At 64.1% G+C, this 25,599-nt stretch carries 27 protein-coding genes, 1 tRNA gene, 1 other RNA gene and 1 riboswitch; of the genes, 18 read left to right on the top strand and 11 right to left on the bottom strand.

Annotation, left to right across the window (positions count from 1 at the left end; all coding sequences use genetic code 11):
* Positions 1-162 precede the first annotated feature (162 nt).
* Positions 163-1,038, top strand: coding sequence for a glutathione S-transferase (locus tag ACXAG6_RS04240; RefSeq protein WP_475335324.1), 876 nt, complete (start codon positions 163-165; stop codon positions 1,036-1,038).
* A gap of 82 nt (positions 1,039-1,120) precedes the next feature.
* On the top strand, positions 1,121-2,632 hold the full coding sequence (locus ACXAG6_RS04235; RefSeq protein WP_475337916.1) for a YifB family Mg chelatase-like AAA ATPase: 1,512 nt from the start codon (positions 1,121-1,123) through the stop codon (positions 2,630-2,632).
* Positions 2,633-2,647: 15 nt separating this feature from the next.
* On the opposite strand, the gene ACXAG6_RS04230 is transcribed toward ACXAG6_RS04235, so the two are convergent.
* Together ACXAG6_RS04230 and nudC are read right to left on the bottom strand one after the other, a co-directional pair.
* Positions 2,648-3,115: an SRPBCC family protein gene (locus ACXAG6_RS04230; RefSeq protein ID WP_475335322.1), complete on the bottom strand. Its 468-nt coding sequence runs from the start codon at positions 3,113-3,115 to the stop codon at positions 2,648-2,650.
* A 48-nt stretch (positions 3,116-3,163) separates the two neighbouring features.
* Positions 3,164-4,129 (bottom strand): NAD(+) diphosphatase, encoded by a 966-nt coding sequence (nudC, locus tag ACXAG6_RS04225; protein ID WP_475335320.1) that lies wholly within the window; start codon positions 4,127-4,129, stop codon positions 3,164-3,166.
* Positions 4,130-4,288: 159 nt separating this feature from the next.
* Between nudC and ACXAG6_RS04220 the strand changes: the two genes are divergently transcribed.
* The 3 genes from ACXAG6_RS04220 (at position 4,289) to ffs (ending at position 6,749) form a co-directional block, all read left to right on the top strand.
* Positions 4,289-6,196: a bifunctional 2',3'-cyclic-nucleotide 2'-phosphodiesterase/3'-nucleotidase gene (locus ACXAG6_RS04220; protein ID WP_475335317.1), complete on the top strand. Its 1,908-nt coding sequence runs from the start codon at positions 4,289-4,291 to the stop codon at positions 6,194-6,196.
* Positions 6,197-6,259: 63 nt separating this feature from the next.
* Positions 6,260-6,613 carry a hypothetical protein gene (locus ACXAG6_RS04215; protein ID WP_140012759.1) on the top strand — a complete coding sequence of 118 codons (354 nt, stop codon included), beginning with the start codon at positions 6,260-6,262 and terminating at the stop codon, positions 6,611-6,613.
* Positions 6,614-6,650: 37 nt separating this feature from the next.
* Positions 6,651-6,749, top strand: an RNA gene (gene ffs / locus ACXAG6_RS04210) — signal recognition particle sRNA small type.
* A 110-nt stretch (positions 6,750-6,859) separates the two neighbouring features.
* Here the strand turns inward: ffs and ACXAG6_RS04205 are convergent.
* Complete coding sequence (locus tag ACXAG6_RS04205; protein ID WP_475335316.1) at positions 6,860-8,389, bottom strand: ankyrin repeat domain-containing protein; 1,530 nt, start codon at positions 8,387-8,389, stop codon at positions 6,860-6,862.
* Between the two features lie 191 nt (positions 8,390-8,580).
* Here ACXAG6_RS04205 and ACXAG6_RS04200 point away from each other — a divergent pair, with 191 nt between their 5' ends.
* The 4 genes from ACXAG6_RS04200 to recR are packed head-to-tail and all read left to right on the top strand — an operon-like array spanning position 8,581 to position 11,807.
* Positions 8,581-8,970: a YidH family protein gene (locus tag ACXAG6_RS04200; protein WP_475335314.1), complete on the top strand. Its 390-nt coding sequence runs from the start codon at positions 8,581-8,583 to the stop codon at positions 8,968-8,970.
* A 60-nt stretch (positions 8,971-9,030) separates the two neighbouring features.
* Positions 9,031-10,788, top strand: coding sequence for a DNA polymerase III subunit gamma/tau (locus ACXAG6_RS04195; protein WP_475335311.1), 1,758 nt, complete (start codon positions 9,031-9,033; stop codon positions 10,786-10,788).
* Positions 10,789-10,826: 38 nt separating this feature from the next.
* A complete protein-coding gene (locus ACXAG6_RS04190; protein ID WP_140012755.1) occupies positions 10,827-11,171 on the top strand; it encodes a YbaB/EbfC family nucleoid-associated protein in 345 nt (114 codons plus the stop codon).
* A 36-nt stretch (positions 11,172-11,207) separates the two neighbouring features.
* Positions 11,208-11,807 carry a recombination mediator RecR gene (gene recR / locus ACXAG6_RS04185; protein WP_475335309.1) on the top strand — a complete coding sequence of 200 codons (600 nt, stop codon included), beginning with the start codon at positions 11,208-11,210 and terminating at the stop codon, positions 11,805-11,807.
* On the opposite strand, the gene ACXAG6_RS04180 is transcribed toward recR, so the two are convergent.
* Together ACXAG6_RS04180 and ACXAG6_RS04175 are read right to left on the bottom strand one after the other, a co-directional pair.
* Complete coding sequence (locus ACXAG6_RS04180; protein WP_475335306.1) at positions 11,804-12,394, bottom strand: DUF4453 domain-containing protein; 591 nt, start codon at positions 12,392-12,394, stop codon at positions 11,804-11,806. The two genes, recR and ACXAG6_RS04180, sit on opposite strands and share 4 nt — an antisense overlap.
* 49 nt (positions 12,395-12,443) lie before the next feature.
* Positions 12,444-13,199 carry a DUF1013 domain-containing protein gene (locus tag ACXAG6_RS04175; RefSeq protein WP_475335304.1) on the bottom strand — a complete coding sequence of 252 codons (756 nt, stop codon included), beginning with the start codon at positions 13,197-13,199 and terminating at the stop codon, positions 12,444-12,446.
* A 130-nt stretch (positions 13,200-13,329) separates the two neighbouring features.
* Between ACXAG6_RS04175 and ACXAG6_RS04170 the strand changes: the two genes are divergently transcribed.
* On the top strand, positions 13,330-13,965 hold the full coding sequence (locus tag ACXAG6_RS04170) for a ribonuclease T2 family protein (RefSeq protein WP_475335302.1): 636 nt from the start codon (positions 13,330-13,332) through the stop codon (positions 13,963-13,965).
* 131 nt (positions 13,966-14,096) lie between these two features.
* On the opposite strand, the gene ACXAG6_RS04165 is transcribed toward ACXAG6_RS04170, so the two are convergent.
* Positions 14,097-14,525 carry a SpoIIAA family protein gene (locus ACXAG6_RS04165; protein WP_475335300.1) on the bottom strand — a complete coding sequence of 143 codons (429 nt, stop codon included), beginning with the start codon at positions 14,523-14,525 and terminating at the stop codon, positions 14,097-14,099.
* A 117-nt stretch (positions 14,526-14,642) separates the two neighbouring features.
* Between ACXAG6_RS04165 and ACXAG6_RS04160 the strand changes: the two genes are divergently transcribed.
* The 6 genes from ACXAG6_RS04160 (at position 14,643) to ACXAG6_RS04135 (ending at position 19,494) form a co-directional block, all read left to right on the top strand.
* A tRNA-Arg gene (locus ACXAG6_RS04160) sits at positions 14,643-14,719 on the top strand.
* A 279-nt stretch (positions 14,720-14,998) separates the two neighbouring features.
* On the top strand, positions 14,999-15,895 hold the full coding sequence (locus tag ACXAG6_RS04155; protein ID WP_475337914.1) for a dihydrodipicolinate synthase family protein: 897 nt from the start codon (positions 14,999-15,001) through the stop codon (positions 15,893-15,895).
* Between the two features lies 1 nt (position 15,896).
* A complete protein-coding gene (locus ACXAG6_RS04150) occupies positions 15,897-16,553 on the top strand; it encodes a GntR family transcriptional regulator (RefSeq protein ID WP_475335298.1) in 657 nt (218 codons plus the stop codon).
* Positions 16,554-16,630: 77 nt separating this feature from the next.
* On the top strand, positions 16,631-17,590 hold the full coding sequence (gene dctP / locus ACXAG6_RS04145; protein WP_475337913.1) for a TRAP transporter substrate-binding protein DctP: 960 nt from the start codon (positions 16,631-16,633) through the stop codon (positions 17,588-17,590).
* 51 nt (positions 17,591-17,641) lie between these two features.
* Positions 17,642-18,202: a TRAP transporter small permease gene (locus tag ACXAG6_RS04140; RefSeq protein ID WP_475335297.1), complete on the top strand. Its 561-nt coding sequence runs from the start codon at positions 17,642-17,644 to the stop codon at positions 18,200-18,202.
* Positions 18,199-19,494, top strand: a complete 1,296-nt coding sequence (locus ACXAG6_RS04135; protein ID WP_140012745.1) for a TRAP transporter large permease — start codon at positions 18,199-18,201, stop codon at positions 19,492-19,494. Before ACXAG6_RS04140 ends, ACXAG6_RS04135 begins: the two co-directional genes overlap by 4 nt.
* Positions 19,495-19,681: 187 nt before the next feature.
* On the opposite strand, the gene ACXAG6_RS04130 is transcribed toward ACXAG6_RS04135, so the two are convergent.
* The 4 genes from ACXAG6_RS04130 to ACXAG6_RS04115 all read right to left on the bottom strand — a co-directional run bounded on the left by ACXAG6_RS04130 (position 19,682) and on the right by ACXAG6_RS04115 (position 22,816).
* A complete protein-coding gene (locus tag ACXAG6_RS04130) occupies positions 19,682-20,659 on the bottom strand; it encodes an ABC transporter substrate-binding protein (RefSeq protein ID WP_475335294.1) in 978 nt (325 codons plus the stop codon).
* A complete protein-coding gene (locus ACXAG6_RS04125) occupies positions 20,656-21,408 on the bottom strand; it encodes an ABC transporter ATP-binding protein (protein ID WP_475335291.1) in 753 nt (250 codons plus the stop codon). The genes ACXAG6_RS04130 and ACXAG6_RS04125 overlap by 4 nt, the downstream gene beginning before the upstream one ends.
* Positions 21,401-22,162: an ABC transporter permease gene (locus ACXAG6_RS04120; protein ID WP_475335289.1), complete on the bottom strand. Its 762-nt coding sequence runs from the start codon at positions 22,160-22,162 to the stop codon at positions 21,401-21,403. Before ACXAG6_RS04120 ends, ACXAG6_RS04125 begins: the two co-directional genes overlap by 8 nt.
* A gap of 42 nt (positions 22,163-22,204) precedes the next feature.
* Complete coding sequence (locus ACXAG6_RS04115; RefSeq protein ID WP_475335287.1) at positions 22,205-22,816, bottom strand: YkoF family thiamine/hydroxymethylpyrimidine-binding protein; 612 nt, start codon at positions 22,814-22,816, stop codon at positions 22,205-22,207.
* Positions 22,809-22,914: riboswitch (TPP riboswitch) on the bottom strand. It overlaps the preceding gene by 8 nt.
* 220 nt (positions 22,915-23,134) lie before the next feature.
* Here ACXAG6_RS04115 and panB point away from each other — a divergent pair.
* Positions 23,135-23,962 carry a 3-methyl-2-oxobutanoate hydroxymethyltransferase gene (gene panB, locus ACXAG6_RS04110; protein WP_475335285.1) on the top strand — a complete coding sequence of 276 codons (828 nt, stop codon included), beginning with the start codon at positions 23,135-23,137 and terminating at the stop codon, positions 23,960-23,962.
* On the top strand, positions 23,959-24,804 hold the full coding sequence (gene panC / locus ACXAG6_RS04105) for a pantoate--beta-alanine ligase (protein ID WP_475335282.1): 846 nt from the start codon (positions 23,959-23,961) through the stop codon (positions 24,802-24,804). Before panB ends, panC begins: the two co-directional genes overlap by 4 nt.
* 24 nt (positions 24,805-24,828) lie before the next feature.
* On the opposite strand, the gene ACXAG6_RS04100 is transcribed toward panC, so the two are convergent.
* Entirely contained in the window at positions 24,829-25,599 is a 771-nt protein-coding gene (locus ACXAG6_RS04100; RefSeq protein WP_475335280.1) for a cobalamin-binding protein, read from the bottom strand.

The following is a 25,599-nucleotide window of genomic DNA, read 5'->3' as shown; positions in this document are numbered from 1 at the left end:
GAGCACCGACCTACCTTGTCTTATGCTAAACGAAGATTAGGAGCGATCGGTTCAAAAGAAAGTGTGAAAAATACACATAAGCCGAACCATCACGATTCTTGATGGACTTCTGCGCAAATATGCGTTGGTCACACCCCGATGTCTGTGCGTAGCGTCACAGGTATGAAAAATACTCTCTACATTGGCGATCCCGCCTACTCTTCGTGGTCCCTCCGGGGCTGGCTTCTGTTCGAAAGATTCGGGCTGGAGCGCAGCACCAAGTGGATCGACTTTGCCGATCAAAACGTGGCTGAACAACTTGCCGATATTGCGCCAGCCAAAACCGTGCCGGCGGTGGTGTTCGATGATGGCGCGGTGCTGGGCGAGAGCCTGGCCATTGCCGAGGAATTGGCGAGCCGTTTTCCCTCAGCCGGGATTTGGCCGGATGACAGCCGGGCACGTGCAACCGCGCGTGCGCTGGCCGCCGAGATGCACGCAGGCTTCGGTGCGCTCCGGGCGGACTGTCCAATGGCGCTGCGAGTCGCTTACGAGGGCTTCGACCCCTCTGATGGCGTCTTGGCTGACCTGTCGCGGTTGGAGGTTATCTGGGAGCACGCTCGACGCACGGTCGGAGGAGAAGGGCCTTGGCTCTGCGGTGAATATTCCGCCGCAGATGCGTTCTTTGCCCCGGTCGCCGCAAGAATAGCCACCTACGGGCTGCCCTTGTCGGAAGCCTCCACAACCTATGTCGCCGCTCACCTCGCCGACCCGGCCTTCCGGCGCTGGCGCGGAATAGGCTTTGCCAGAGGCGAGAATCTGCCTTGGTATGCAAAGGATCTGCCAACGCGCGAGTGGCCCGGCCCCACCCCGCTACCGGCACGCCCGGTAGAGTCCGGCCCATCCGAAAACGAGGCCTGTCCCTACTCCGGCAAGCCCGTGACCCACTTCATGGAGGCTGGTGGCAAGGTCTGGGGCTTCTGCAACGCCTTCTGCCGAGACAAGACAGTGCCAGATCCATTGGCCTGGCCCAAATTCGCTGTGCTCTACGAGGCGCGTTAACCATTCACTAACCATCCACGGATACCGTTAACCAAGGTGCTGTAGCCGGGGTGCGTGTGCTATGCTGGATGGAAGCGGAGGAATGCTGGCGGCGGCCTATACCGTGGCCTTTGATGGCATTGAGGCGCGCCCTGTCGAAGTGCAATGCGCCGTCTCTCCCGGCATGCCCGCCTTTTCCATTGTCGGCCTGCCCGACAAAGCCGTGAGCGAGGCGCGAGAGCGGGTGCGGGCGGCGCTGGGAGCCATGGCCATTGCGCTGCCGTCGAAAAAGATAACCGTAAACCTCTCTCCTGCCGACCTCCCCAAAGAAGGCTCCCATTTCGATCTGCCGATTGCGCTGGCGCTGCTGGCGGCGCTGGAAATTCTCCCGCGCGAGGAAATTGCTCAGGTGGTCGCGCTCGGCGAGCTCTCGCTCGACGGCAAACTGGTGGCCGTGAATGGCGCGTTGCCCGCAGCGATGGCTGCGGCGGAGCAGGAGCGACGGCTGCTTTGCCCGCGCGCCAGCGGGGCAGAGGCGGCCTGGGTCGGTGCGGCGGAGGTGATTGCAGCCGCAAGCCTTGGCGCAGTGGTGCGGCATTACACCGGCGATGCGCCAATTGAGCCTTCGCAGCCGGGCGAGGTGCAAGACCGCGCAGCCGGCAAAGACCTGCGCGATGTGAAGGGCCAAGAGCGCGCCAAACGAGCCCTGGAAGTGGCGGCGGCAGGGCGGCACCACCTGCTGATGGTTGGCCCGCCCGGCTCGGGAAAGTCAATGCTGGCCGCCCGCCTTCCCGGCATTCTGCCTCCCCTCACCCCACGCGAGGCCCTTTCCACCTCCACCGTGCATTCCCTCGCTGGCCTGCTTCAGGAAGGCGGAATCAGCCGCGCGGCCCCCTATCGTGCGCCTCATCACACCGCCTCAATGGCCGCTGTCGTTGGCGGTGGGCGGCAGGCAAAGCCCGGGGAAGTTTCACTTGCACATAATGGCGTGCTCTTCATGGATGAATTTCCCGAGTTCCCGCGCACGGTGCTGGAAACCTTGCGCCAACCGATCGAAACCGGCGAAATCATGGTGAGCCGAGCGAATGCCCACGTGGCCTACCCCTGCCGCTTCATGCTGGTGGCCGCCGCTAACCCCTGCAAATGCGGCCACCTTACAGACCCCGGGCGCGCCTGTTCGCGTGCACCCAATTGCGGCGAGGATTACCTTGGCCGCATCTCCGGCCCCCTGCTCGACCGGTTCGATCTGAGGCTCGAAGTGCCGCCCGTAGCCTATACTGACCTCGACCTGCCGCCCGCCAAGGAAGGCTCGGCAGAGATCGCGGCGCGCGTCGCCGAAGCACGGGACATCCAGCGCGCACGCTTCGAGGCGCTGGGCGTTGACGCAACCACCAATGCCGATATCGAGGGCGAGTTACTCGACGAGGTGGCACGCCCCGACGAGGCTGGCATGGAACTTCTGCAAAAGGTTGCCCAGCGCTTCGGCCTCTCGGCGCGCGGCTATCACCGGGTCATGCGAGTAGCCCGCACCATCGCCGATCTGGATGGAAGTGACGGAGTGGGAAAGCCCCATGTCGCCGAGGCGGTCGGTTACCGCCTGATCAAGAGTGCCTGAGGCGTGCCGGGTTCGTTAAGCCGTTTTGGAAGGCCGGTTCTCAACCTGAACCGCAAAATCGCCCATGCGCCGGCGAAGCTGCTGAGTCAGGCTCGCCCGCCGAAGCCTGAGCGATTGCACCAAAACGCGCGACGTGATGGTGCGCGGTTTCAGCTCGATGTCGAGGTTCATCCGGGTGCGCATTTTCGACAGCTCGATCAGGTCAATCTTCACCACGGTATCGAGCCCACCTATGGTGATATCGAGCGCCACGTGCTCCGGCGCATCGTAGGAAGAAACCTTCGCCGTCAAATCGCGCATTTGCCCCCGGATCGGAAAGCGCATTTTCCACGCCATGCCGACACCGGGTTCAGCAAGCGTATCGGTGCGCGCAACCTCGTATCCGCGCCGCATCACCTGCTTCTCAAATCCGTCATGGTCGGTAACCGCGGCGAAGACCTCGCCGATGGGCTTTTCGATATCTTCCTTACCGGTGAAGTTCATTCAGCCGCTGCCCTTTTCGTCCGCTCGCCCCGGATGAAGTCTTACGCGTCAATCCAGCCTGTCCGCAAGCCAGTTGGCGAGCAGAAATTGCGCAATGGCCCCGCGCCGGGCAGGCTTCATTGCCGGGTTTCGGCCCGCAAATGTGTCGAGCATATCTTCGCGGCTAACCCAGCAGGCGTCTTCCAACTCGTTCGGGTCCAAGGTGATGTCAGTGGCCGTGGCCTCGCCGTGGCAGCCAGTCATCAGCGAGGCGGGAAAGGGCCAAGGCTGAGACGACAAGTAGCGCACCGGGCCAACGGGCACGCCGGCTTCCTCGGCCACCTCGCGCCGAACTGCCGCCTCAATCGTCTCTCCCGGCTCCATGAAGCCCGCAAGCAACGAATACATCCCCTCCGGCCAGCCGGGCGAGCGCCCCATCAAGACCGAATTGCCATGGGTAATGAGCATGATGACAACGGGATCGGTGCGCGGAAAGTGATGCGCAGCGCAGGCCGGGCAATGCCTCTCCCACCCGGCGCAGGCAACATCGCTCTTCGCGCCGCACTTGGCGCAATAGCCGTGGCTCGCATGCCACCCGATGATCGCCCGCGCCGTGGCTGCAATCTCCGCATCAAGCGGCACTATCCGAGACATTGCCGCTCGAAGCTCAACAAAGCGGGCATCATCAATGCCGGGATAAAACTGTTCGGACCGGTCAAGGAAGCTATCCGGCGCTTCGAGTATCTCGTCTGGCTCCCAAGCCGAGATATCATGCGCGAACCACATCTTGCCGTCGGGCGCCTCGCCGAGAAACACCCGCAGTCCCGCTTCGGCCAATACCGCAGCACCTGCGGGCTGTGGCGCCAGCGTCGGGGCAGCCTCAGGCCCTCGCATAAGCACCTTGCCCCTCCAGATCGGCAAGTGGCACGCCAAGGGGCCGCGCGCCAGATTTTCAAGCGCTCCCGCATCCCCTCGCAGTTCGGCCCGCCGGTTCAGCCCGCCCCCGCCAAACGTCACCTCTTCCGCGTGCCGCATCCGCTCTTCTCCCTAGCCTTCGGGCCGTTCTGACATGGCAGCGGTTGTGGCGCAATTTTCCGATGCACAATGCAATTCTAAGCTGCGCAATAACTCGACCTTCCCGCCCCACACGCACGCCCCGTGCCTCCGCACCCGGCAGCACAGCCAACGCCTCTCATGACACGCCCCGAAGACAAGCCCCAAGCGCACCGCCCGGTGGCCCGGCTGCACCTGCGCCTCGCCGCCACGTCAGATCTGCACATGAACCTGCTGGGCTACGACTACCTCAGCGACGCGCCTTCCCCCGGCGTGGGCCTGGCCCGGGTCGCCACCCGGCTTGCCGAGGCGCGCGCCGAGGTGCCCGGCATGGTGCTGCTCGACAACGGCGATTTTCTGCAGGGCACCCCATTGGGTGATTTCGCGGTGAATGAACGGAAGGCGGAGAAACAGCCACACCCGATGATCGCGGCGATGAACCTGCTGAGGTATGACGCGGTCGGTCTCGGAAACCATGAGTTCGACTATGGGCTGGAGGCGCTGGAACATGCTTTGAAAGGCGCAGATTTTCCGGTGCTCTCCGCCAATGCGCTGCGGCAGCGTGGGGCCGATCCGTTGCAGGATGCACCCCTCGTCCGCCCATGGGTGCTGATCGACCGCAAACTGCCGGACGAGAGCGGAAAGCTCCATTCCATCCGCATCGGTGTCATTAGCGTGCTGCCCCCTCAGGTGCTGAAGTGGGACAAAGAGCGCTTGGAGGGCCGGATGGAGGTGCGATGCATGATCGAAGCCGCCCGCGCCCATGTGCCCGCCATCCGTGCGGCAGGGGCCGATGTGGTGGTGGCACTCGCCCATTGCGGCCCGTCTCACCGGCCAGAAACGGCTGGCATGGAAAATGCCTTGGTGCCCATTGCCCGTATCGAGGGAGTCGACGCGCTGGTTGCCGGTCATGTGCACAGGCTCATTCCGGGGCCATTCTACTCCGGGTTGCCGGGGTTACAGGCGGAGGCCGGATTGGCAGGCGGCAAGCCCGTTGTCATGCCCGGCATTGCCGGCAGCCACTTGGGCTTGATTGACCTTGCGCTGGAGAATGCCGGGGCGGGCTGGCAGGTGGCCGAGGCACAGTCTTCGCTCCGCCCTGTCGTCCGTCGCAGCGCGAACGGGCCCGTTGCACTGGTGGCGGAAGCCCCTGAAATTCAGCGCGCCATTGCAAAGGATCATGCGGCCACGCTTGCCTATATCCGCCGACCCATAGGCCATACGGAAATTGCGCTTCAAAGCTACACAAGCCTCTCAGGCCCCTGCCCGGTCATCCACACTATTAATGCCGCCCAGCGCTGGTACGTCCGCCGCGCCCTGCCCGATATCAACCTTCCCGTGCTCTCCGCTGCCGCACCATTCAAGGCTGGCGGGCCAGCGGGGCCAGAAAACTTTACCGATATTCCTCCCGGCCCGCTGACGGTCAAAAACCTCGCCGCCCTCTACCCCTTCCCCAACACCATCCGCGCCATCCGCGTCACAGGAGCAGACCTGCGCGACTGGCTAGAACTCGCAGCCGGTGCCTTCAACCAGCAAAGGCCCGGCAGCGATGAACAAGCGCTGCTCAACCCCGAGTTTCCAAGCTACGACTTTGACGTGATCGCAGGGCTCACCTGGCAAATTGATCTCTCCCGCCCCGCCCGATTCAGCCATGACGGGCAGGAGGCAGCCAGTGGCGCAGGGCGCGTCAGGCAGTTGAGCTACGATGGCGAGCCAGTGCGCGCGGAGCAAGAGTTTGTTGTGGCCACAAACAGCCATCGGATTGGCGGCGGCGGTCTCTATGCGCCGCTGGCCAATGCCGAGGTGGTGCTGGCAGAGCAAATCAGCAGCAGAGACGTGCTGATGCGCTACATCGCCGACCATGGCAGCCTGCGAGAGCCGGCCAAACCCTGCTGGCGGTTCAGCCCGCTCGGCGGGGGCAGCGCCCTACTGGAAACCGGTAGGGGCGTGGAGGCGCACCTTGGGTGTATCGCTCAAAGCGGTGCCAGCAAGGTGCAATTGGGTGAGGTCAACGACACCGGATTCCAAAGCGTGCATATCACGATTTGAGGCGCTGGCATTGGCTCGCGCGGCGGGATAGGTAGAGCCCGCAACAGCAAGGGAGGCGCATTGATGCGCAAGATCGTCTGGCTCATCGCCATCCTCGCCATCGCGGCGCTGGCCGCAGCCTTCACCAAGCCGGGTCAGGCCGATGTTGAGGCAGAGTTGAAAGCCCAATTCCTTCAGCGGCTTGCCAACACCAACCCCAGCGCCCAGCAAAACGGCGGAGATTTCGCCCTGACGCTGATGTGCAAGGCCGACCATGACGCCTGCTACGAGCTTATCCGCAGCGGCCTTGATGTCACCTACGATGACCGCACGCTCTATGCCGCCGTCGACGTAGAGGGCTTTGGCGAGGCCATCCGGTGCTATGGTGCCTTCACCCGGTTCTTCTGCAACGGCGACATCCCGGTCAAAGACGGCTGACCTTGCGAATCTCGCGGCACCACCCTACATAGCGCCTTGAGAGGTTGGCGCGGGCGAGCGCCTCGCCAACCCGGTCAGATCCGGAAGGAAGCAGCCGTAACGAGCCCCGCTTGGGTCGTTGTCCAGCCTCTCACCTAAGTATGTGCGCGTAGCGCATATGCGAAGCGCGGCAGGCGTGTTTCAAAGAAACACGCCGAGAGCACCCCCCCAAGAAACCGAGCGAAGCGAGGCTACGGGCAGCCTCGCCTAGAGGTTCTCCTCCACCCGCTCAGGATGCGCCTCGGCATACTCCGCCAGCATCCCCGCAATCTCCTCACTGCCGGTAAACACCAGATACCCGCGGTAAAGCGGCAAGCCCGCTTCCAGCGCCAGCCGCACGCATCCAGGGTGGTCCCGCGTTTCACGGTCCGGCGCATTGGCCGCGCCGTGCAGTATGGTGCCCAGCAAGTCGCCGCCATAACTGTTTGTGTGCTCAAGGTCCGGGCCTAGCGAGAGCAAGAAAGCCATGATCTCCGAGAGCCCCTCCCAGCCGGCAATCTGAACCGGCGGAACGCCCATGTCATCGGGCCTGTCCCATTCCAGACCGGCCGCCACCAGCGCCTTCACCCGAGGCAAGGCGCCCGGCAGGTGTATGATGCCGCGCAGCATGTTTCGGCTCTCCGCCGATAGACGGGCCGGGTCGATGCGGCCCTCTGGCACCTTTCCCTCTGCCGCCTCAGCCAGCAGCGCATCTTGCCCCTCCAGCGCAGTCTCGCCGCCCGCCTGCGCAATGGCCCGCGCCACCTCAGTGTTCCCAAATATCCGCGCTGTCGCATAAGGACTCCGCCCGTCCCACCGTGCGGTGAGCGAAGCCCCCGCCCCGATCAGCAACCGCGCCACCTCGCCCGAGCGCATCCTCCGCCCGGCCTGATGCAAAGCCGTGGCCTTCATTGCAGGCTCGCCAGACGGGTGTTCTGCCACCCCTTCATCCGGGTCGGCCCCGGCATCGATCAACATGCGCACGGCCTCGATGTCATCGAAGTCCAGCGCCCGCAGGAGTGCGTTTGTGCCCTCCGGAGAAGCCCCTGCATCCAACAGCATCTGCAGCCCATCACGGTGGCCAAGCTCGGTGGCATGATAGAGCGACTCGCCATCATCCGGGTCCGCCCCGTGATCAAGCAGCCAGCGGCCCAGCGCCATGTTGTCACCATGCCCTATGGCACCATACAGCGGTGAAAGCATGTGCCCCGACCCGCCCGGCTCAGGCTTTCCGGCGTTCACATCGGCCCCACGGGCCAGCATGAGATCTGCCAGCGCCATCATGTCGCCCGCATCACCATCGCCATGCACCCGCTTCGAAAAGGCGAGGTGGCAGAGCGGTGGAGCGCCGTCGATCTTGCGCGTGGCAACAGCCGGATCCTCCTTTAACGCCGCCCGCCATGCCCCCACATCATAGAGCGCGGCCGCCACGCCAAGGTCGGCCCTTGCCAGCTCAGGCGACTCTGCCAGCACGCCCCGCACCGCCCAATGAAAGCCGTTCTCCAGCCCCTCCTTCAGCCGCCGCAGCCGTTGCTCGGATGTGGCCGCCCGCAACTCCAGCCGCAGCTTCAGGCGGGGCCAGCTTTCGGCCCCCTCCTCGCGCGCAATTACATGCAGCGCATCAACTTGGCGCAGCGGCGTAAGGCGCTCGGCGGGCAGCACGGCGGCGGCCCGGGCCAGCGCCTCGGCGTCGGCGGCAGCATGGGCCTTCTTCAGGCGATTGGCGGCCCGGCGATAACGGTCGATTTCGGAAGTCATTGTCAGGTTTCCCTTGTCAGGGCCCAATGGTCCGCCAGCGCTGGGCCACAAGAAAAACCGATGTCGGTCTCTGTGCTTCAGGGGGCCTTTCAGCTTTCCGCGGACCGGGGGTGCCGCCCTGCACGGCGCTGTCAGGCTAACGGGCATCAGGGGACATAGGCAAGCCCTGAGCGCCGCGCTAGGCTCGCCCCATGCAGGATGAACACCGCGGCGACGAGGCCGACACCAAGACAGAATGGGCCGAGAGCCGCACCGATTGGGCGGAAGACCGCACGTTGCAGGCCAACGAGCGCACCTTCGCGGGCTGGATGCGCACCGGGCTTGGCTCCGTTGCCGTGGCAATCGGGCTAAAGGCCGTGTTTGGCGACTTTGATCCGACATGGGCCGCCAAAGCCGTGGCCACGCTCTTCATCATCGCCGCGCTTGTGATCTTCTGGTTCGCCCAGCGCAACGCCCGTCGCACCCATGCGCGGCTTGAGGACCATGCCGCCGAGCCGATGACACACACGCATTTTGCGTTCGTCGCCGCCATCTTTGCCTTCGCCAGCACGGCGGTTGGCTTCTTCCTCTGGTCGCTTTGAGCCATGGACCTTGGCGGGGCCAGCCCCTAAGTTGGCAGCGACCCACCCAATCGAGGCCCCATGAGCGAAACCACCCCCTCCGGCTACCAGGTTCTGGCGCGCAAATACCGCCCGCAAACCTTTGCCGACCTTGTCGGACAAGAGGCGATGGTGCGCACGCTGAAGAACGCTTTCGAGGCCGACAGGATCGCCCAGGCCTTCATCATGACGGGCATCCGCGGCACCGGCAAAACCACCACCGCGCGGATCATTGCCAAGGGCCTCAACTGCGAGCAGGGGCCAACGACAGACCCCTGTGGCGCATGTGACGCCTGCGTTGCCATCGCCGAGGGGCGGCACGTCGATGTGATCGAGATGGACGCGGCATCCAACACAGGCATCGACGACATTCGCGCCGAAGTGCTTGATACCGTTCACTATGCGCCCGCGAATGCGCGCTACAAGGTCTACATCATCGACGAGGTTCACATGCTGTCCAAGAGCGCGTTTAACGCGCTTCTGAAGACGCTGGAAGAGCCGCCCGCCCACGCCAAGTTCATCTTCGCCACCACCGAAATCCGCAAGGTGCCGGTGACGGTCTTGAGCCGCTGCCAGCGGTTCGACCTGCGCCGGATCGAGCCGGAAGACATGATCGCGCTGATGCGCCGGATCACGGAGGCTGAGGGCGGCAAGATCACCGACGACGCGCTGGCGCTGCTGGCGCGGGCCTCGGAAGGCTCAGCGCGGGATGCAACTTCGCTGCTGGATCAGGCCCTTGGCCAAGGCGGCGAGGAGGCGAGTGCCGAGACGGTGCGCGCCATGCTGGGGTTGGCCGACAGGGGGCGGGTGCTTGACCTCTTCGAGATGGTGCTGCGCGGCGATGCGCCCGGTGCCCTTGGCGAACTGGCGCAGCAATATGCCGAGGGCGCGGACCCGATGGCGGTGCTGCGCGACCTTGCGGAAGTGACCCATTGGGTCTCTGTCACCCAGATCACCCCCGATGCAGGCGATGACCCGACGATCGCGCCTGACGAGCGCGACAGGGGCCGCGCGCTGGCCGAGAGCATTTCGATGCGGGTGCTGTCACGGATGTGGCAGATGCTCCTGAAATCACTGGAAGAAGTGAGCCAAGCCCCCAACGCGATGATGGCCGCTGAGATGGCGATTATCCGGCTCACCCATGTGTCGGAGCTGCCCACGCCCGATGAGTTGATCCGCAAGTTGAAGGACATGCCACCTCCGCCGCCGCCCGGCCCGGGCGGGGGGGGCGGCGGCAATGGCGTGGCCGCGCCCTCTGCGCAGGCCCCCGCCGTGAGCCATGCCGCCGCGCCGCCCGTGTCTGCCCCTGCCGGCACGCCGCATGGCACCGCCACGGCGCTCGCCGTGGAACCTGAGGTGGCATTGGCCCGTTACGGGCGGTTCGAGGATGTGGTCGAGCTCATCCGCCACCACCGTGACGTGAAGCTGCTGGTGGAGGTCGAGACCACGTTGCGGCTGGCGCGTTACCAACCCGGGCGGATCGAGTTTGAGCCCACCGAAGATGCCGCGCCCGATCTTGCCGCCCGGCTGGGCGGGCGGCTGCAGACGTGGACAGGCGTGCGCTGGGGCGTTTCGGTTGTGGGCTCCGGTGGCGGAGAGACCATTGCCGAAGTGCGAGATGCCGAGCGCGTGGCGCTGGAGGAAGAGGTGAAGAAACACCCTCTGGTGCAGGCCGTTCTGGCAGAGTTCCCGGCGGCCCGGATCAAGGAAATCCGCACCGCGCAGGAGATAGAGGCGGAAGCCGCAGCAGAGGCGCTTCCGGAAGTGGATGACGAGTGGGATCCGTTCGAAGAGGACTGACCCGCTGAAATGAAGATAAATCGCTGAAAGGTTAACAGATGCTTAAAGGACTGGGCCAACTGGGCGACATGGCCAAGATGATGAAGGCCGCGCAGGAGATGCAGGGCAAAATGGCGGCTTTGCAGGACGAGCTGGCCGAAATGACCGTAGAGGGCGAGAGCGGCGCCGGGCTGGTCAAGGCCCGCTGCACCGCCAAGGGCGTGCTCAACGGGCTTGATATCGACCCGTCGATCTTCAACCCCGACGAGAAGGAAGTGGTCGAAGACCTGATTCTGGCCGCGATCAAGGACGCTCAGGCCAAGGCCCAGGTGAAAGCCCGCCAGGAGATGGAAAAAATCACCCGCGAGATGGGCCTGCCCGAGGGCATGGACCTGCCGCTCTGAACCCTCGCACAGACGGGTTAACAGGCAGATAACCGCATGGCCGGAGACCAGGAAGAGATCGAGGGGCTGATTGCCCTAATGGCCCGGCTGCCCGGCCTTGGGCCGCGCTCGGCCCGGCGGGCGGTGCTTCAGCTGATCAAGAAGCGCGGTCAGCTGCTTGTCCCGCTCGCCGATTCGATGCGCGTGGTGGCCGAAACAGCCCGCGAGTGCCTGCGCTGCGGCAATGTGGGCACCGCCGACATCTGCACAATCTGCCAGAGCGAGAAGCGTGGCACCGGCGAGCTTTGCGTGGTCGAGGACGTGGCCGACCTCTGGGCGATGGAGCGGGCTGGCGTGTTCAAGGGGCGCTATCATGTGTTGGGCGGCGTGCTTTCGGCGCTTGATGCCGTAGGGCCAGAAGAGCTGCGCATCCCCCGTCTTGCAGATCGAGTGCGCGAAGAAAACATCACCGAAGTGATCCTTGCGCTGAACGCCACCGTCGATGGCCAGACCACGGCCCATTACATCGCGGATCAGCTTGAAGACATGGGCGTAACAATCACTTCACTGGCCCAAGGCGTGCCCGTGGGCGGTGAGCTGGATTACCTTGACGACGGCACCATCGGCGCAGCGCTCCGGGCGCGCAAATCGCTTTAGCCCGCAAGGCCTTCGCACTGCTCCGGACCCCACTCCAGCGCCGACCACCCGGCCTTTTTGAGCATGCCGTTATCGAAGACTTGCACGTATTCCCAAACCTGCCCCTCTGCCTGCTCCACCTCATGCGAAAACAGCAAAACGTCCCCGGGTGACAGCTGAAAAAGTGTTTCCGCCGAGAGGCTTGTGCCACTGCGCAGCCCCACCGGCCCGCCCTTCCAACCGATACACCCCGACTCGCCCACTCCACGGATTGGCAGCACCGAAAGGCGGCGGCGGATGTCGAGATCAGGAATGTCGAGGCTGGTGCGGCTGGAGTCGACAACACAGCCCTCTTCCGCTGCCTTGACCCGCGCCAAACGGGCTTTGTGGGCTTCTGTCAGATCGGGGGATTTGGTGGTGCATCCCTCGTTGCCGAACACGGCCTGCCCAAGCGGCGACCCAAAGCAATAACCCGCCTCGTGGAAAATCGCATTGCGGGTAAACCAATGCTCATCGCATGTGCCGTCACCGGCGAGTGCGGGGCTGGCGAGGAGGGCAAGAAAGGCAGCGAGGCGCATGGCAAAGAAAATCCCGGCGAGTGAGGTCACTGCCGGGATCGTCAATCTTTGTGGCCTTCAAATCAAGACCAGAGCGTGCTCAGGGCTGCTCGTCGTCGGAGCCGCTCTCATCATCGGGGAGGTTGAAGAAGCTGTCGGCGTCGAGCACCTCCTCCTCCTTCTTCTCCTCTTCCTCTTCGGTGCCGGAGAGGGTGAAGGTTTCCAGCCCGGAAATGGCGGAGGGGATCTTGGGCTCGGGCTCGGCGGTCAGGCTCTGCTCGGTGGAGAGCAGCTTGCGGCGCTCATCGTCCGACATCGCCTCGCCTTCGCGGGCCTTCTTGGCGGCGGCTTTCTGCACGGCGGCGTCCAGCTCGGTCTGCTTGCAGAGGCCCAGCGCAACCGGGTCAATCGGTTGAATATTCGAGATATTCCAGTGCGTGCGCTCGCGGATCGCCTGAATGGTCGGCTTGGTCGTGCCCACAAGTTTGCCGATCTGGCCGTCGGTCAGCTCGGGGTGGAACTTGACCAGCCAGAGGATCGACGCGGGGCGATCCTGACGCTTGGACAGGGGCGTATAACGCGGGCCACGGCGCTTTTCTTCGCCGACAGCGGCTTGGTTGAACTTGAGCTTCAACTTGCGACCGGCGTCCTTTTCGGCGGCGTCGATCTCATCTTGGGTGAGCTGGTTGTTCGCGATCGGGTCAAAGCCCTTCACACCGGCGGCCACGTCACCATCGGCGATGCCCTGAACCTCAAGCTCGTGGAGCCCGCAGAAATCGGCTATCTGCTTGAAACTCAACGTCGTATTATCAACCAGCCAGACAGCGGTGGCTTTTGCCATGAGCGGTTTGTTCATTGCTAGAAACTCCTTGAGCACGACTTTCCCGACGCCGGAAAGGCGACCCCGGGTTTTGGCGGGGTGAGTTCACATTGTCGGGGAACTTGGGGGGCTATATAGGGAAAATTGGCGAGGAAAGGAAGGGCAAATGCGGGCTTGGATTGCGGCGATACTGGTTGGCCTGACGGGGCCTGCATGGGCCGAGGGGGAGCCTGCGGGGGCGTTTGATTACTACGTGATGAGCCTGTCGTGGTCGCCCAACTGGTGTGCTCTGGAGGGGGATGCCAAGGGCTCGCCACAGTGCGACAGAGGCCGGGGTTTCGGCTGGGTGCTGCACGGGCTCTGGCCGCAGAACGAGCGCGGCTGGCCAAGCTATTGCCGCACCGGCGCGCGCGACCCGAGCCGCGCACAAACCGCTGAAATGGCTGACATAATGGGCACCTCCGGCCTTGCGTGGTATCAGTGGAAAAAGCACGGCCGCTGCGCCGGGCTCTCGGCCACAGACTACTTTACCACAGCCCGCGCGGCCTATGGCAGCGTGACCCGGCCCGAGGTGCTGCGACAGCTGAAAGACCCGATCACCCTGCCCGCTTCGGTCATCGAAGAGGCATGGCTGCGTGACAACCCAGACCTGCACGCCGATATGCTCACCGTGACCTGCAAGGCGGGGCGTATTCAGGAGGTGCGGATCTGCCTGACAAAGGATTTGGAGCCGCGCGAATGCGGGGTGGATGTGTCACGCGATTGCCGGATGCGGGACGCGGGATTCGAGCCAATTCGCTGAGTGGTTAACGGGCCATGCCACCCCAAAAAGAGGGGGGCAACAACCCATGCACATCCTATGCACAATCCATGTTTACGATTTTGCGCGTCGGATCGCCGGGGCAATCGTTAACACCGCGTGCGACGGGTTGGTCAGATGGGGAAGGAATCGCCCATGGGCGGGTCGGCCTGGGCTTCGGCGGACGCGTCCGGCTCGCTGATCCAGGCTTTTGCCGCCCCGCGCTTGGCCAACGGAAAGGTTCGCACGGGCGCTTTGATGAGCGGGGCGAAGAGGTGCACCGATTTGGCGACCCAACCGGCATCGGTGACAACGGCGATGCGGGAGAAGTCATGCAGATGGCTCATGCCGAGCCGGGCATCGCTCATCGCGGCCCCTGCGGTGAACCCTTCGAAGGTTTCGTCGAGAATGTAGAGCAGGCGGATGTGCGCGTGGCGGCGTAGCCGATGCTCGACCTCGGGGCGCAGCACCGTCTCGTAGGCCTCGGCGTTTATTGTGCCAGAGCCCTTCACGGCGAGCACCTCGGTCGGGAAGTCGGGGAGAATAGAGAAACCATTGGTCATGTCGCTCTCCTTTCATGAGATCAACGCGCGGCACGCTGCCCGGTTTCTGCTGCCGCAAGAAAACCCGCGCGATCCCCCTTGCATTGCCCGGGAGGGCCGGTTAGATGACGGCTCCACGCGCTGGTAGCTCAGTTGGATAGAGTACTTGACTACGAATCAAGGGGTCGGGGGTTCGAATCCTCCCCAGCGCGCCACTTCCCTCCACTATAATCGTTCCGTGGTGGCCCTGTAGCCCGTGCGGGCGACTTGTGGCCTTTGGAATCCCAATTTTCTTGGTGTTTGATCCTTCGGTTTGGCCGTGCGGTCCCTTGTCAGGCTTGGCAGAACGCATTGCGGGACGAGTTCGTCACGGGCCTGCCGCTACGATGTTTCCCGCAGAGACAAGGATACATAAATCGCCGGATTCGCGCGCTCGGCTGAGTCTGGCTCTAGGCGCTCACAACTAACATGTCAGTTGTGGATGTAGTGATGACCTGTTAGTTCTCCCCCAAGGACGAGGAGAATCTCAACTGGAACACTTTGGCATCTCGGTTGCCCTGCTGACGCCTTTCACTGCGGAGGGTGCTATCGACACCACGCAGCTTGGTCAGCACGCACGGCACCTTTTGGATCGCGGGGCGCGGGGCGTCACGCTGTTTGGCACTACGGGAGAAGGCGCTTCGGTGGGCCTTTCGGAACGGTCCGCCGGGATCGACGCCCTTCTGCAGCACGGCTGCCCGGCTGAAGCGATCACGCTTGGTATTTGCGCGACGTCCATCGCCGATGCGCTGGAGCAGATCACGCAGGGCACGCGCCGGGGCGTTCAGACGTTTCTGCTGCTACCGCCCTTCTACTTCAAGGGATGCAGTGACGACGGGTTGTTTGCTTGGCATGTCGAGCTGTTCGCGCGGGCCGACCCGGGCGCCCGCTTCATCCTCTATCACATCCCGCAGGTTTCTGGCGTTGGCCTCTCGGTCGATCTTGTGCGGCGGCTGGCCGACCATGCGCCCGAGCGGGTGCAGGCGATCAAGGACAGTTCGGGAGACTGGGAGAATGCCAAGGCGCTGATCGCGCTGGGCACGGTGACGGTTCTTGTCGGGGATGAACGGCTGCTACACCGCGCCGTGGCGCTTGGGGCCGGTGGCTCGATTTGCGGGATGGCCAACCTCTATCCCGAGCGGATGACGCGCATTGTAGAGACCGCCACCGAAGACCCGGAGCTGAGCGCCGAAGTCTCGCGCATTGTAGCGAAGCCGGTCATCCCTGCGCTGAAGGCGGTTATTGCCGCGCGCAGTGGGAACGCCGCATGGGAGCGGATGCGCGCGCCCTTCGCCCCGCTCAGCGCGGCCGAGCGCGCGGAGCTTCCCATGCAAGAGAAAGCCGAGGCCTGACATGGGCGAACCGGCGGCCCGGCAGCGCGATCACGCCTATTCGAGCTTTACCGACAAGCTCCTGTCGCGTGATATCCAGCCGGGTCAGTTCGTGTCGCAGCGCGAGTTGGTCGAGTTGACGGGCATGCCGCTTGGCGCCATTCGCGAAATGATCCCGCGGCTTGAGGCCGATGGCCTGATCCGCACCTCGCCGAAACGCGGGTTGCAGATCCTGTCGATCGACCTCGACCTGATCCGCAACGCATTTCAGCTGCGCCGGATCATCGAGGGAGAGGCTTTTGCGAGCTTCTGCCGGACCGCGCAGGATGACGACCTGGCACGCATCGCACGCGCGCATGCGGATATGCGGGAGCAAGCGGCACGCGGCGTGACGCCGGACGTGCTGGAGCGCGCGCAGCGGATGGACTGGGCCTTTCACGACCACGTGGTCGATCATATGCAGAACCGCATCGTTTCGGACATTTACCGGGTAAACTCGATCAAGATCCGCCTGATCCGAAACGAGAATACACGGATGCTGCCCGAGCTCGTGGTTTCGGTGATGGACGAACACATGCCCATCGTCGAAGCTCTGATTGCCCGGGACGAGGCGGCGACGGTTGCGGCCATTCAGGCGCATATCAACAGCGCAAGGAGCCGCGCGCTGGAATTTGAATAACACCTAGGGCCAAGGCCCGACCAACAAGTGGAGGAGGAAACATGACACTCATTGGAAAGAAAGGCGCACTGGCGCTGATGACGGCCGCGATGCTGGCCGGACCAGCCGCGGCGCAGGACAAGGTGACGTTGCGGATGTCGACCCCGGCATCTGAAACCGACCAACGCTCTGTTGCGCTGGCCGAAGTCTTTGGCCCGGCGGTCGCCGACTTCGCCTCGTATGAGCCGCATTACAACGCGTCGCTCATCGCGCAGGGCTCCGAGCTGGAGGCCATCGCATCGGGCGACTTGGAAATGTCGATCGCGTCGGCGCAGGAGCTGGCCCAGTTCTTCCCCGAGTTCTCGATCTTTGCCACCGGCTATGTGCATCAGGATGCGGCGCATCAGGTTGCTGTTTTCAACGACTCGCTGATGGACCCGTTCAAGCAGAAGGTTGAAGACGAGCTTGGCGTGAAGCTGCTGAGCGTGATGTATCTGGGCCGTCGGCACGTGAACCTGCGGCAATGCCGCGACGAGGTGGACGTGAAAACGCCGGAAGACCTGAACGGGATCAACCTGCGGATGCCGGGCACGGATGCGTGGCAGTTTCTCGGAAAGGCGCTTGGTGCAAACCCGACGCCGATGTCTTTCACCGAGGTCTACACCGCGCTTCAGACCGGCTCTGTCGACGGGCAGGACAACCCGCTGCCGACGGTCGTGGACGCCAAGTTTTACGAGGTGACCTGCCAGATCGCGCTGACGTCGCACCTTGTGGACCTGAACTACGTGGCCTTCTCCAAGGAAGTCTGGGACGGCCTGACCGCCGAACAGCAGGACGCCGTGCAAAAAGCGGCGGATGAAGCCGCTGAATCGGGACGCCAGAACCAGCTTGCGAAGGAAGAAGAGCTTGTTTCGTTCCTCCGCGAGAACGGGCTTGAGATTTACGAACCCGACCTTGCGGCCTTCCGCTCGCATGTTCAGGCGCAGTACCAAGGCACCGAGTTTGCGGCCGCCTGGCCCGAAGGCGTGCTGGACCAGATCAACGCCCTCGGCAACTGATCGACAGCCGGGCGGCTCACGGGCCGCCCGGCCATCAGGGATTTTTGAACAATGATGCAGACCGTTCACGTCATCAGGCGCGGCGCCGAGGTTTTTGTCGGCGTGCTCATGGCCTGCATGTTTCTGACATTCATCCTGCAAATCACCATTCGCTACACCGCGCGGCTTTCATGGATTGCGGAGGCCGTGCCCCTGCTTGATCCAAGCCACTACGGCTGGACGCTGGAGTTTTGCCTTCTGCTGTGGATCTGGATCATCTTCGCCGGCGGTGCCTTTGTGGTGCGCGACGAGGACCACGTGACCTTTGACATGATCTCCGGCCACGTCCGGCCCGGCATTCGCCGCTGGTTCATCATCATCGGCGGGTTGGCCATTGCGATTGGTCTTGCGGCCTCAATCCTGCCGACGTGGGACAAGTTTTACATCTTGCGGCTGAAGAAGACGGCCACGCTCTCGGGCCTCTTCGGCGACTGGATCCGGATGCGTGATGTCTACTCGGTTTACATGTTGTTTCTGGTAGTGGTCTCGCTGCGCTCCGCCTGGGAAGTCTGGCAAGCGATCCGAGGCCGCGCACCTGCGTCCGCCGAGGGCACGACGGGGCCGATCGAATGAGCGGCGCTTTCCTTCTGTGCCTTGGCACGATCTTCGTGATCGCCGGGATCGGGCGGCCGATTGCGCTGGCCATTCTGCTTGGCTCCATCGTCTACATGGTGGCGATCGGGCAAGACATCGGGCTGGCCGGCAAGGTGCTGATGGATGGGCTCTACAACAGCTTTATTCTGCTGGCCGTGCCGCTCTTCATCGTGGCCGCCAACATCATGAACGCGGGCACCATCAGCGACCGTCTGCTGGGCTTCTGCGTTGCGATGGTGGGGCGGTTCCGGGGCGGTTTGGGGCACGTCAACGTGGTGGCCTCGCTGATCTTCTCGGGCATGTCGGGCTCAGCCGTGGCGGATGCGGCAGGGATCGGGAAGATCATCATCTCGATGATGACGCGGTCGGGCCAATACACCCGTGGCTACGCGGCTGCGATCACGGCGGCATCGGCCACCATCGGCCCGATCATTCCGCCCTCGATCCCGATGGTGCTCTACGCGCTGGTTTCAAACACCTCGATTGGCTACCTCTTTCTTGGCGGCATCGTGCCCGGGCTTTTCATGGGTCTCGTGCTGATGGGCATGAACACCATGATCTCGCACCGGCGCGGCTTTGCGCTTGAGGAGCCTGTGCCGCTGTCGGAGCTACCCAAGCGCACGCTGACGGCCTTCCCTGCCCTGCTGATGCCGGCGATCCTGCTTTATGGCATTTACGGTGGCGTCACCACGCCGACCGAGGCTGCCGCCATTGCCGCCTTCTACGCCCTCGTGCTGGCCGCGCTGTTTTACCGGGCACTGAGCTTTCGGGCGCTGAGCAGCATCCTTGTGGAAAGCGCCCGCTCTTCTGCTGCCGTGGGCCTTGTGATCGGCGGCGCGCTGATCCTGAACTACGTGGTTGCCTCCGAGAACATCCCCACCCTGCTGGCGCAAAAGCTCGTTGGCCTCGACGTGCATCCGCTGGTCTTCCTCCTCGGGGTCAACATCCTGCTGCTGCTGCTCGGCTGCGTGCTGGATGCGACCACGATCATCTTGGTGATCATCCCGCTCTTCCTGCCAACCTGCCGCGAGCTAGGCATCGACCTTGTGCACTTTGGCGTGGTTGCCGTGGTGAACTGCATGGTGGGGCTGATCACGCCGCCCTATGGTGTGCTGCTGTTTGTCATCAACGCGGTCACGCGCATCCCGCTGGCGGAGATCATCCGCGAGATCTGGCTGTTCCTCTTTGCCCTGATCGCGGCGCTCGCGCTCATGATCCTGTTCCCCGGGATCGTTCTGTGGCTGCCACGGGTCTTTGGCTACGAAGGCTAAGGCGCGAGAGATGGCCTGCCGTTTAGCGGAGCCCGCACTGACCTAGAATGTAGGGCGGGCGCTCCCTTCCGATCCGGAAAGGAGGCTGGCTAAACGGCAGGTCCTGGCCCCGGTGCGCACCCCACATAGGCAGAGGGGCGCCCTTGCTCTGAGGACGCTCGGCAGAGCCAAGGGTGCGCAGCATGCCTCAGTTGGTTCTCCAGCTTTGATCGACCCAGTCTGACACATCGCCGGGCCATTGCAGCGGGGCGCCGCTCTGATCCTTGAGAACTCCGCTGTCGTAGAGGAATTGGGCCATTGTGTTGAGGCGGGTCAGGTCGATCTGGCCGACCGGGGTGGTGCCGTCGGTGAGGTAGGCGCCCTCGTCGATGACGCGCATGGAACCGCGCACGAGGTCTTCGTTGGGAAAGTCACCGGCGTCGATCAGGATACTGGCGGCCTCCTGTGGGTGCTCGGCGGCCCAAGCGTAGCCCTTTTGGGTTGCCGTCATGAAGGCTTTGACCCGTTCGGGGGCGGCGGCCAGCGTTTCTGTGCGGGTGCCGATGTAGCCGCCCTGCGGCTCGGGCACGCCGTAGTCGTTGTAGACGAAATGCGATTGGTCGCGGCCCAGAAGCTCGCTGTTCACCCCTTCCCATGTTGCGACTTCGAGGGTGAAATCCACCGCGCCCGAGGCCAGCGCCTCATAGGCGCCGGTGCCCAGCGTCACGGTATCGTAGTTTGGGGTGCCGCCGTCATTTTCGATCATGGTCGAGATGAGCGCGTCTTCCCATGCGCTGCCGAAGCCTGCGTAGGTTTTGCCTTCGAGGTCGGCGGGGCGGGTGATTGCGCTGTTGTCGGAATTATAGACAAGCCGCCCCGCCTCGCGCTGCATGGTGACCCAAAGCCCGGTGATCTCTGCGCCGCCCGCCTTGGTGCTCATGAAGCCGAGGGCTGTCATATAGGCAAAATCCACTGCTCCGGCGGCAAGCAGCGCGGTTGAGGCGCTGTCGGAGTAAGGCAGGATATCCACCTCAAGCCCGGCCTCCTCGTAAAAGCCCTTTTCCCGGGCGACGATCAGGCCGATGTGGTTGGTGTTCAGCGTCCAGTCGAGCGCGATGCTCACCTCTTCGGCAGTTGCCATTTGCGCGGCAAGACATGCGGCCAAGCTGAGTGATGCGAGTTTCATGGTGTTTCCTCAAGTAGCATGGATTTGAGCGTCGCGCGGACGTCAGCCAAGGCGGCTTCTGTCCGCTCGGCGCGGGGGGTGGTGATGGGTATGTCGCCGATGATGCGCCCCGGCCCGCCCGCCATGACGAGCACGCGATCGGCGATCTGGGTGGCTTCGAACAGGTCGTGCGTGACCATCAGAACGGTGCGCGGATCTTCGGCGAGGCGCGCCATGAGCCAGCCCTGCATCCGCAGCCGGGTGACCGCATCGAGCGCCGAAAATGGCTCGTCCAGCAGCAGCAGGCGGGCGTCCTGCACCATGGTGCGCAGAAAGGCCGCGCGCTGGCGCATCCCGCCTGAGAGCTGGTCGGGAAAGCTGTGCTCATGGCCCTGAAGCCCGAAGGCGGGGAAGAGAGCGCGCACCCTGTCTCGCGCCGTTGCCTTGGAGGTGCCGCGAATCTCCAGCCCGAGGCTGGCGTTTTCGAGGATCGTGAGCCACGGAAACAGCGTGTCTTGCTGGGGTTGATAGGCGATGGCGCTGTGGGGGAGTGACAGCGCGGCGCCGTCCAGCAAGACGCGGCCTCCGGGGGGCAGTTCGGCTGTCAGCTCGGGGGCCAGCACCCCGGCGAGCCATTTCAGCACGGAGCTTTTGCCGCAGCCGGAAGGGCCGATCAGGCAGGTGAGCCGCCCTGTGGCGAGGTGCAGCGACAGATCGCTGACCAGAGGCACCTCTTCGGCCCGGATCTTCAGCCCCTTCACCTCAAGCATGGGACGCCCTCCGATACCGGCGCCTGGTGGCCCGGTCGACAAGCTGGATCAGGGCAAGGAGGGTAAGGGTCAGCAGGGCCGAAACGGTGACGGCGGAGAGCACGAGGTCTGCGCGGAAGTTGTTTTTGGCGGTCAGGATGTAAATGCCCAGCCCCTGCCGCGCGCCCGCGTATTCGGCAAAGATCGTCGCAACGATGGCATAGGTTGCCGAGATCCTGAGGCCGGAAAAGAAATGCCCACGGGCGGAGGGGAGCGTGGCGCGCCGGAACACCTGCCAGCGGCCCGCGCCCATGGACACCAGCTGATCATGAAAGGCACGCGGCAGGGTGGCGTAACCGGCCATCAGGCTGACCACCATGGGAAAGAAGGTTACGAGGATGACCAGCAGGACCTTGGGCAGCAGGCCGAACCCGAACCACAGCACCATCAGCGGCGCGATGGCGACGATGGGCACGGTTTGGCTGGCGATGAGCAGCGGCATCATCCCCCGCCTCAGCCACCCGGCAAAATGCAGCGCTATGGACATGGTGAACGCGAAGGCGACCGAGAGGCCGAAGCCGATGGCGGCAACCTTGATTGTTGCGAAGGCATGGCGGGCGATTTCGCCCTGCTCAACCCGCAGGCCGCGCAGCACGTCGCTTGGCGCGGGCAGCACCAGAGGCGAGACGCCGGTGAAGGCCACATAGCCCTCCCACCCGCCGAGGAAGGCGGCGGCCAGCAGGGCGGCCGGAAAGATATGTTGCCGAAACATCATGCGTGACCGAGCACGGGGGCGAGGCCCCGTGGCTTGAAGGTGTCAGCGCAGGCTTGGGCTGTTGGCCGAGGCGGTCAGGTCGATGGTGACATGCCCCTCTGCCGGACCGAACCGCAGGAAGGCCTGCCGCAAGGTCTCGAACACCGCGCCGGCATCACCGCGCAGCCGCGTGCAGAAGTTCTTTGTCTTGAAGAAAGTGCCGCTCTCTCTCAGGAAGTCGATGCAGCCGTAGATCTCATCCATATGCGCATCGCTGCCCATCACGTAGAGCGAGAACTGAACGTCGATCTCGACACCCGCGGTGGGCGCGCTGCCGACGGCCTGCGCGGCAAGCTGCTTGCGGTCTGCGAGGCTCTCACCCTGCGCGCGCTCCAGCACCTCGCAGCGGCAGGTCGCATCATCCGGCTCGCCCGGGCAACCGCGCGAGAGGGTGACATGCATGGTCACATGCTCCGGGCGCATGGCCGCAGCGGCAAAGAGATCGCGGATCGCGCCGAACAGCGGCTCGGGCGGGCCGACCATGAGAGTCGACATGTCGTCTGTCTCGATCCTGAGGTCGGATTTGTATGGGGTAAGGGCGGTGAGCCCGGTGGTGATGACATCCACGAAATCGGACGTCATCGGATAAAGTGACACTTGCGCGCCTATGAACATGCTAGCACCTCGCTCCGCTGGTATTATCCAGATCAGCTGTGAAAGGGTTCGCGCGGTCGCGCATCTCAGCCCCGAAAGGAGCACCCCTGGTTATGTGCGGGCAAACTGGGTCAGGCGGTGTGGGATGTCAACCGGCTGTAACCGGGACGCTGAGGCTGGCGCCTCGGGGGCGATCACCCATTCGGCCTGCAGGTTGGCGCTTGGGCGAGGATTCTGAAATGGCAACATTGCGCCCCGGGTGCGCAATATTATTGCGCCGCTGTTGCGCCATCGGTGCAGACAGGCTATCGGCTTTCGCCACGCCACCGAAGGAACGTCATGAGCCAGAACGCCCCGCAAAAATCCATCAGCGCCAGCGACATTCTTGCCCGTAAGGGGGGCGTGCCGCTGGTGTGCCTGACGGCCTATACCACCCCTGTGGCCCAGCTTGCCGATGCCGAATGCGACCTTGTGTTGGTGGGGGACAGCGTAGGCATGGTGCTGCACGGCCTGCCCTCGACGCTGCAGGTGACGATGGAGATGATGGTGCTGCACGGCAAGGCGGTGGCACGCGGGTTGCGGCGGGCGTTGATGGTCGTTGACCTGCCCTTTGGCAGCTACGAGGAAAGCCCGGAGCAGGCCTTCGGGAACGCCGCGCGGCTGATGGCCGAGACCGGGGCCGGGGCGGTGAAGCTGGAGGGCGGGCAGCATATGGCCGCGACGATCCGCTTTCTGGTGGAGCGCGGCGTGCCGGTCATGGCCCACATCGGGCTGACGCCGCAGGGGGTGAATGCCTTGGGCGGCTACCGGGTGCAGGGGCGAGGGGCTGATGCGGAGCGCATTCGCGCCGACGCCCGCGCGGTTGCCGAGGCCGGAGCGTTCTCGGTGGTGCTGGAAAAGGTGCCCGCCGCGCTGGCTGATAAGATCACCGCCGAGGTGCCCATCCCCACCGTGGGTATTGGTGCCTCTGCGGGCTGTGATGGCCAGATCCTGGTGATCGACGACATGCTGGGCCTGTTCGACGCCTTCAAACCGAAGTTCGTGAAGCGATACGCGCATCTGGCCGAAGATGCTGCCGGGGCGATCCGGGCCTATGCCGAGGAGGTGCGAGACCGGGCATTTCCGGGGCCTGAGCATGTGTTTGGCGACGGAGAGAGCGCGAAATGAAGATCCTGCGCCGAAAGGCTGATCTGCGGGCCGTGACCCGCAGCTGGCGGAGCGCTGGGGAGACAATCGGCGTGGTGCCGACGATGGGCGCGCTTCATGCGGGCCACCTCAGCCTTGTGGAGGCGGCCTGTGCCCGTGCCGACCGGGTGATCGTGACGCTCTTCGTGAACCCGCGCCAGTTCAACAGCCCCGAAGACCTTGCCAAGTATCCCCGCACCGAGGAGAGCGATGCGGAAAAGCTCGCGCCTTTCGCGGTGGATGTGCTCTACGTTCCCGAGCCGGAAGAGATTTACCCGGAGGGCTTTGCCACGACCGTCTCGGTTGCCGGAGTCAGCGAGGGCCTTTGCGGCGCGTCCCGCCCCGGCCATTTCGACGGGGTGGCAACGGTGGTGACCAAGCTGCTGCTGCAGAGCGATGCGGATTTCGCCTTTTTTGGCGAGAAGGACTATCAGCAGCTTCAGGTGGTGCGGCGGTTGGCGGTTGATCTCGATATTCCGGTTGAGATCGTTGGCTGCCCGACCGTGCGGGAGGCGGATGGCCTTGCCATGTCGTCCCGCAACCAACGCCTTGGCCCGAAGGGCCGCGCGGCGGCACCGGCGATGCGCGAGGCGCTGGAAGAGGCGGCCCATGCGCTTGTTGGCGGCGCGTCAGCCGAGGGCGCGCTCGACATCGCCCGGCAGGCTTTGACTGCCGCCGGTTACGAGCAGATTGACTACCTCGAATTGCGAGCCGACCCGGGCCTTTTGCCGGTGAGCACGCTTGATGGCCCGGCACGGCTTTTTGCCGCTGCATGGATTGATGGCGTTCGGCTGATCGACAACCTCCCGGTGGCCGCTGCATAGCGCCGCCTGCGCCTCACGCCTGCCCTAGGTGAGCGCCTTCAGGATGGCATCGAGCCCGTCTGTCAGGGCGGCGGGGCCGGGCTGGAGGATGATGGGCGATTTGATCTCGTGGATGCGCTGGTTGGCAACGGCGGGGATGTTTTGCCAGCCGGGGCGGGAGGTTATGCGCTCGGGGCGGACCTTCTTGCCGCACCATGAGGCGAGGATCACATCGGGGGCGGCCTCGATCACCTGATCGGGGGTGATGATGCGGTTTTTGGCGGCCTGTTCGCGGGCGAGGTGGGCGAAGCTGTCGGTGGCGCCGGTGGCCTCGATCAGTTCGGAGACCCAGCCGATGCCGGAGATCATCGGCTCGTCCCATTCTTCGAAATAGATCTTGAGGCCCTTGGCGGGGGCGTCAGCGCGCAGGGTGGAAAGCCGGGCGCGGTAGCTGCTCGTCAAAGCCTTCGCCTTTTCCTCGCAAGCCGTCAGGGCGCCGAGGGTTTCGATCATGTCGAAGATGCCGGAAAGGCCGCGCTGGTTGAAGCCGTAGACAGCCACGCCCTCGCGCAAGAGGGCGGCGGCGATATCGGCCTGAAGGTCGGAGAAGGTGAGCACGAGGTCGGGGCGCAGGGCCATGACCTTGGGGATATCGGCGGAGGTGAAGGCCGACACGCGGGGCTTTTGCTGGCGCACGCCGGGCGGGCGGACGGCATAGCCAGAGACGCCGACAATGCGGTCTTGCTGGCCGAGGAGGTAGAGGGTTTCGACGGTTTCCTCGGTGAGGCAGACGATACGTTCTGGCGGGAAGGGCAT

This window comes from Vannielia sp. ABF1_015, assembly GCF_056160745.1.
The sequence above is the reverse complement of the archived record's forward strand: the minus strand, read 5'-3'. Positions and strand labels throughout refer to the sequence as shown.

Excerpts from the sequence above, each read along its gene's own strand:
- ACXAG6_RS04240 (WP_475335324.1), top strand. The coding sequence starts at position 163 with ATGAAAAATACTCTCTACATTGGCGATCCCGCCTACTCTTCGTGGTCC.
- ACXAG6_RS04235 (WP_475337916.1), top strand. The coding sequence starts at position 1,121 with ATGCTGGCGGCGGCCTATACCGTGGCCTTTGATGGCATTGAGGCGCGC.
- ACXAG6_RS04230 (WP_475335322.1), bottom strand. The coding sequence starts at position 3,115 with ATGAACTTCACCGGTAAGGAAGATATCGAAAAGCCCATCGGCGAGGTC.
- nudC (WP_475335320.1), bottom strand. The coding sequence starts at position 4,129 with ATGCGGCACGCGGAAGAGGTGACGTTTGGCGGGGGCGGGCTGAACCGG.
- ACXAG6_RS04220 (WP_475335317.1), top strand. The coding sequence starts at position 4,289 with ATGACACGCCCCGAAGACAAGCCCCAAGCGCACCGCCCGGTGGCCCGG.
- ACXAG6_RS04215 (WP_140012759.1), top strand. The coding sequence starts at position 6,260 with ATGCGCAAGATCGTCTGGCTCATCGCCATCCTCGCCATCGCGGCGCTG.
- ACXAG6_RS04205 (WP_475335316.1), bottom strand. The coding sequence starts at position 8,389 with ATGACTTCCGAAATCGACCGTTATCGCCGGGCCGCCAATCGCCTGAAG.
- ACXAG6_RS04200 (WP_475335314.1), top strand. The coding sequence starts at position 8,581 with ATGCAGGATGAACACCGCGGCGACGAGGCCGACACCAAGACAGAATGG.
- ACXAG6_RS04195 (WP_475335311.1), top strand. The coding sequence starts at position 9,031 with ATGAGCGAAACCACCCCCTCCGGCTACCAGGTTCTGGCGCGCAAATAC.
- ACXAG6_RS04190 (WP_140012755.1), top strand. The coding sequence starts at position 10,827 with ATGCTTAAAGGACTGGGCCAACTGGGCGACATGGCCAAGATGATGAAG.
- recR (WP_475335309.1), top strand. The coding sequence starts at position 11,208 with ATGGCCGGAGACCAGGAAGAGATCGAGGGGCTGATTGCCCTAATGGCC.
- ACXAG6_RS04175 (WP_475335304.1), bottom strand. The coding sequence starts at position 13,199 with ATGAACAAACCGCTCATGGCAAAAGCCACCGCTGTCTGGCTGGTTGAT.
- ACXAG6_RS04170 (WP_475335302.1), top strand. The coding sequence starts at position 13,330 with ATGCGGGCTTGGATTGCGGCGATACTGGTTGGCCTGACGGGGCCTGCA.
- ACXAG6_RS04165 (WP_475335300.1), bottom strand. The coding sequence starts at position 14,525 with ATGACCAATGGTTTCTCTATTCTCCCCGACTTCCCGACCGAGGTGCTC.
- ACXAG6_RS04150 (WP_475335298.1), top strand. The coding sequence starts at position 15,897 with ATGGGCGAACCGGCGGCCCGGCAGCGCGATCACGCCTATTCGAGCTTT.
- dctP (WP_475337913.1), top strand. The coding sequence starts at position 16,631 with ATGACGGCCGCGATGCTGGCCGGACCAGCCGCGGCGCAGGACAAGGTG.
- ACXAG6_RS04140 (WP_475335297.1), top strand. The coding sequence starts at position 17,642 with ATGATGCAGACCGTTCACGTCATCAGGCGCGGCGCCGAGGTTTTTGTC.
- ACXAG6_RS04135 (WP_140012745.1), top strand. The coding sequence starts at position 18,199 with ATGAGCGGCGCTTTCCTTCTGTGCCTTGGCACGATCTTCGTGATCGCC.
- ACXAG6_RS04130 (WP_475335294.1), bottom strand. The coding sequence starts at position 20,659 with ATGAAACTCGCATCACTCAGCTTGGCCGCATGTCTTGCCGCGCAAATG.
- ACXAG6_RS04125 (WP_475335291.1), bottom strand. The coding sequence starts at position 21,408 with ATGCTTGAGGTGAAGGGGCTGAAGATCCGGGCCGAAGAGGTGCCTCTG.
- ACXAG6_RS04120 (WP_475335289.1), bottom strand. The coding sequence starts at position 22,162 with ATGATGTTTCGGCAACATATCTTTCCGGCCGCCCTGCTGGCCGCCGCC.
- ACXAG6_RS04115 (WP_475335287.1), bottom strand. The coding sequence starts at position 22,816 with ATGTTCATAGGCGCGCAAGTGTCACTTTATCCGATGACGTCCGATTTC.
- panB (WP_475335285.1), top strand. The coding sequence starts at position 23,135 with ATGAGCCAGAACGCCCCGCAAAAATCCATCAGCGCCAGCGACATTCTT.
- panC (WP_475335282.1), top strand. The coding sequence starts at position 23,959 with ATGAAGATCCTGCGCCGAAAGGCTGATCTGCGGGCCGTGACCCGCAGC.
- ACXAG6_RS04100 (WP_475335280.1), bottom strand. The coding sequence starts at position 25,599 with ATGCCCTTCCCGCCAGAACGTATCGTCTGCCTCACCGAGGAAACCGTC.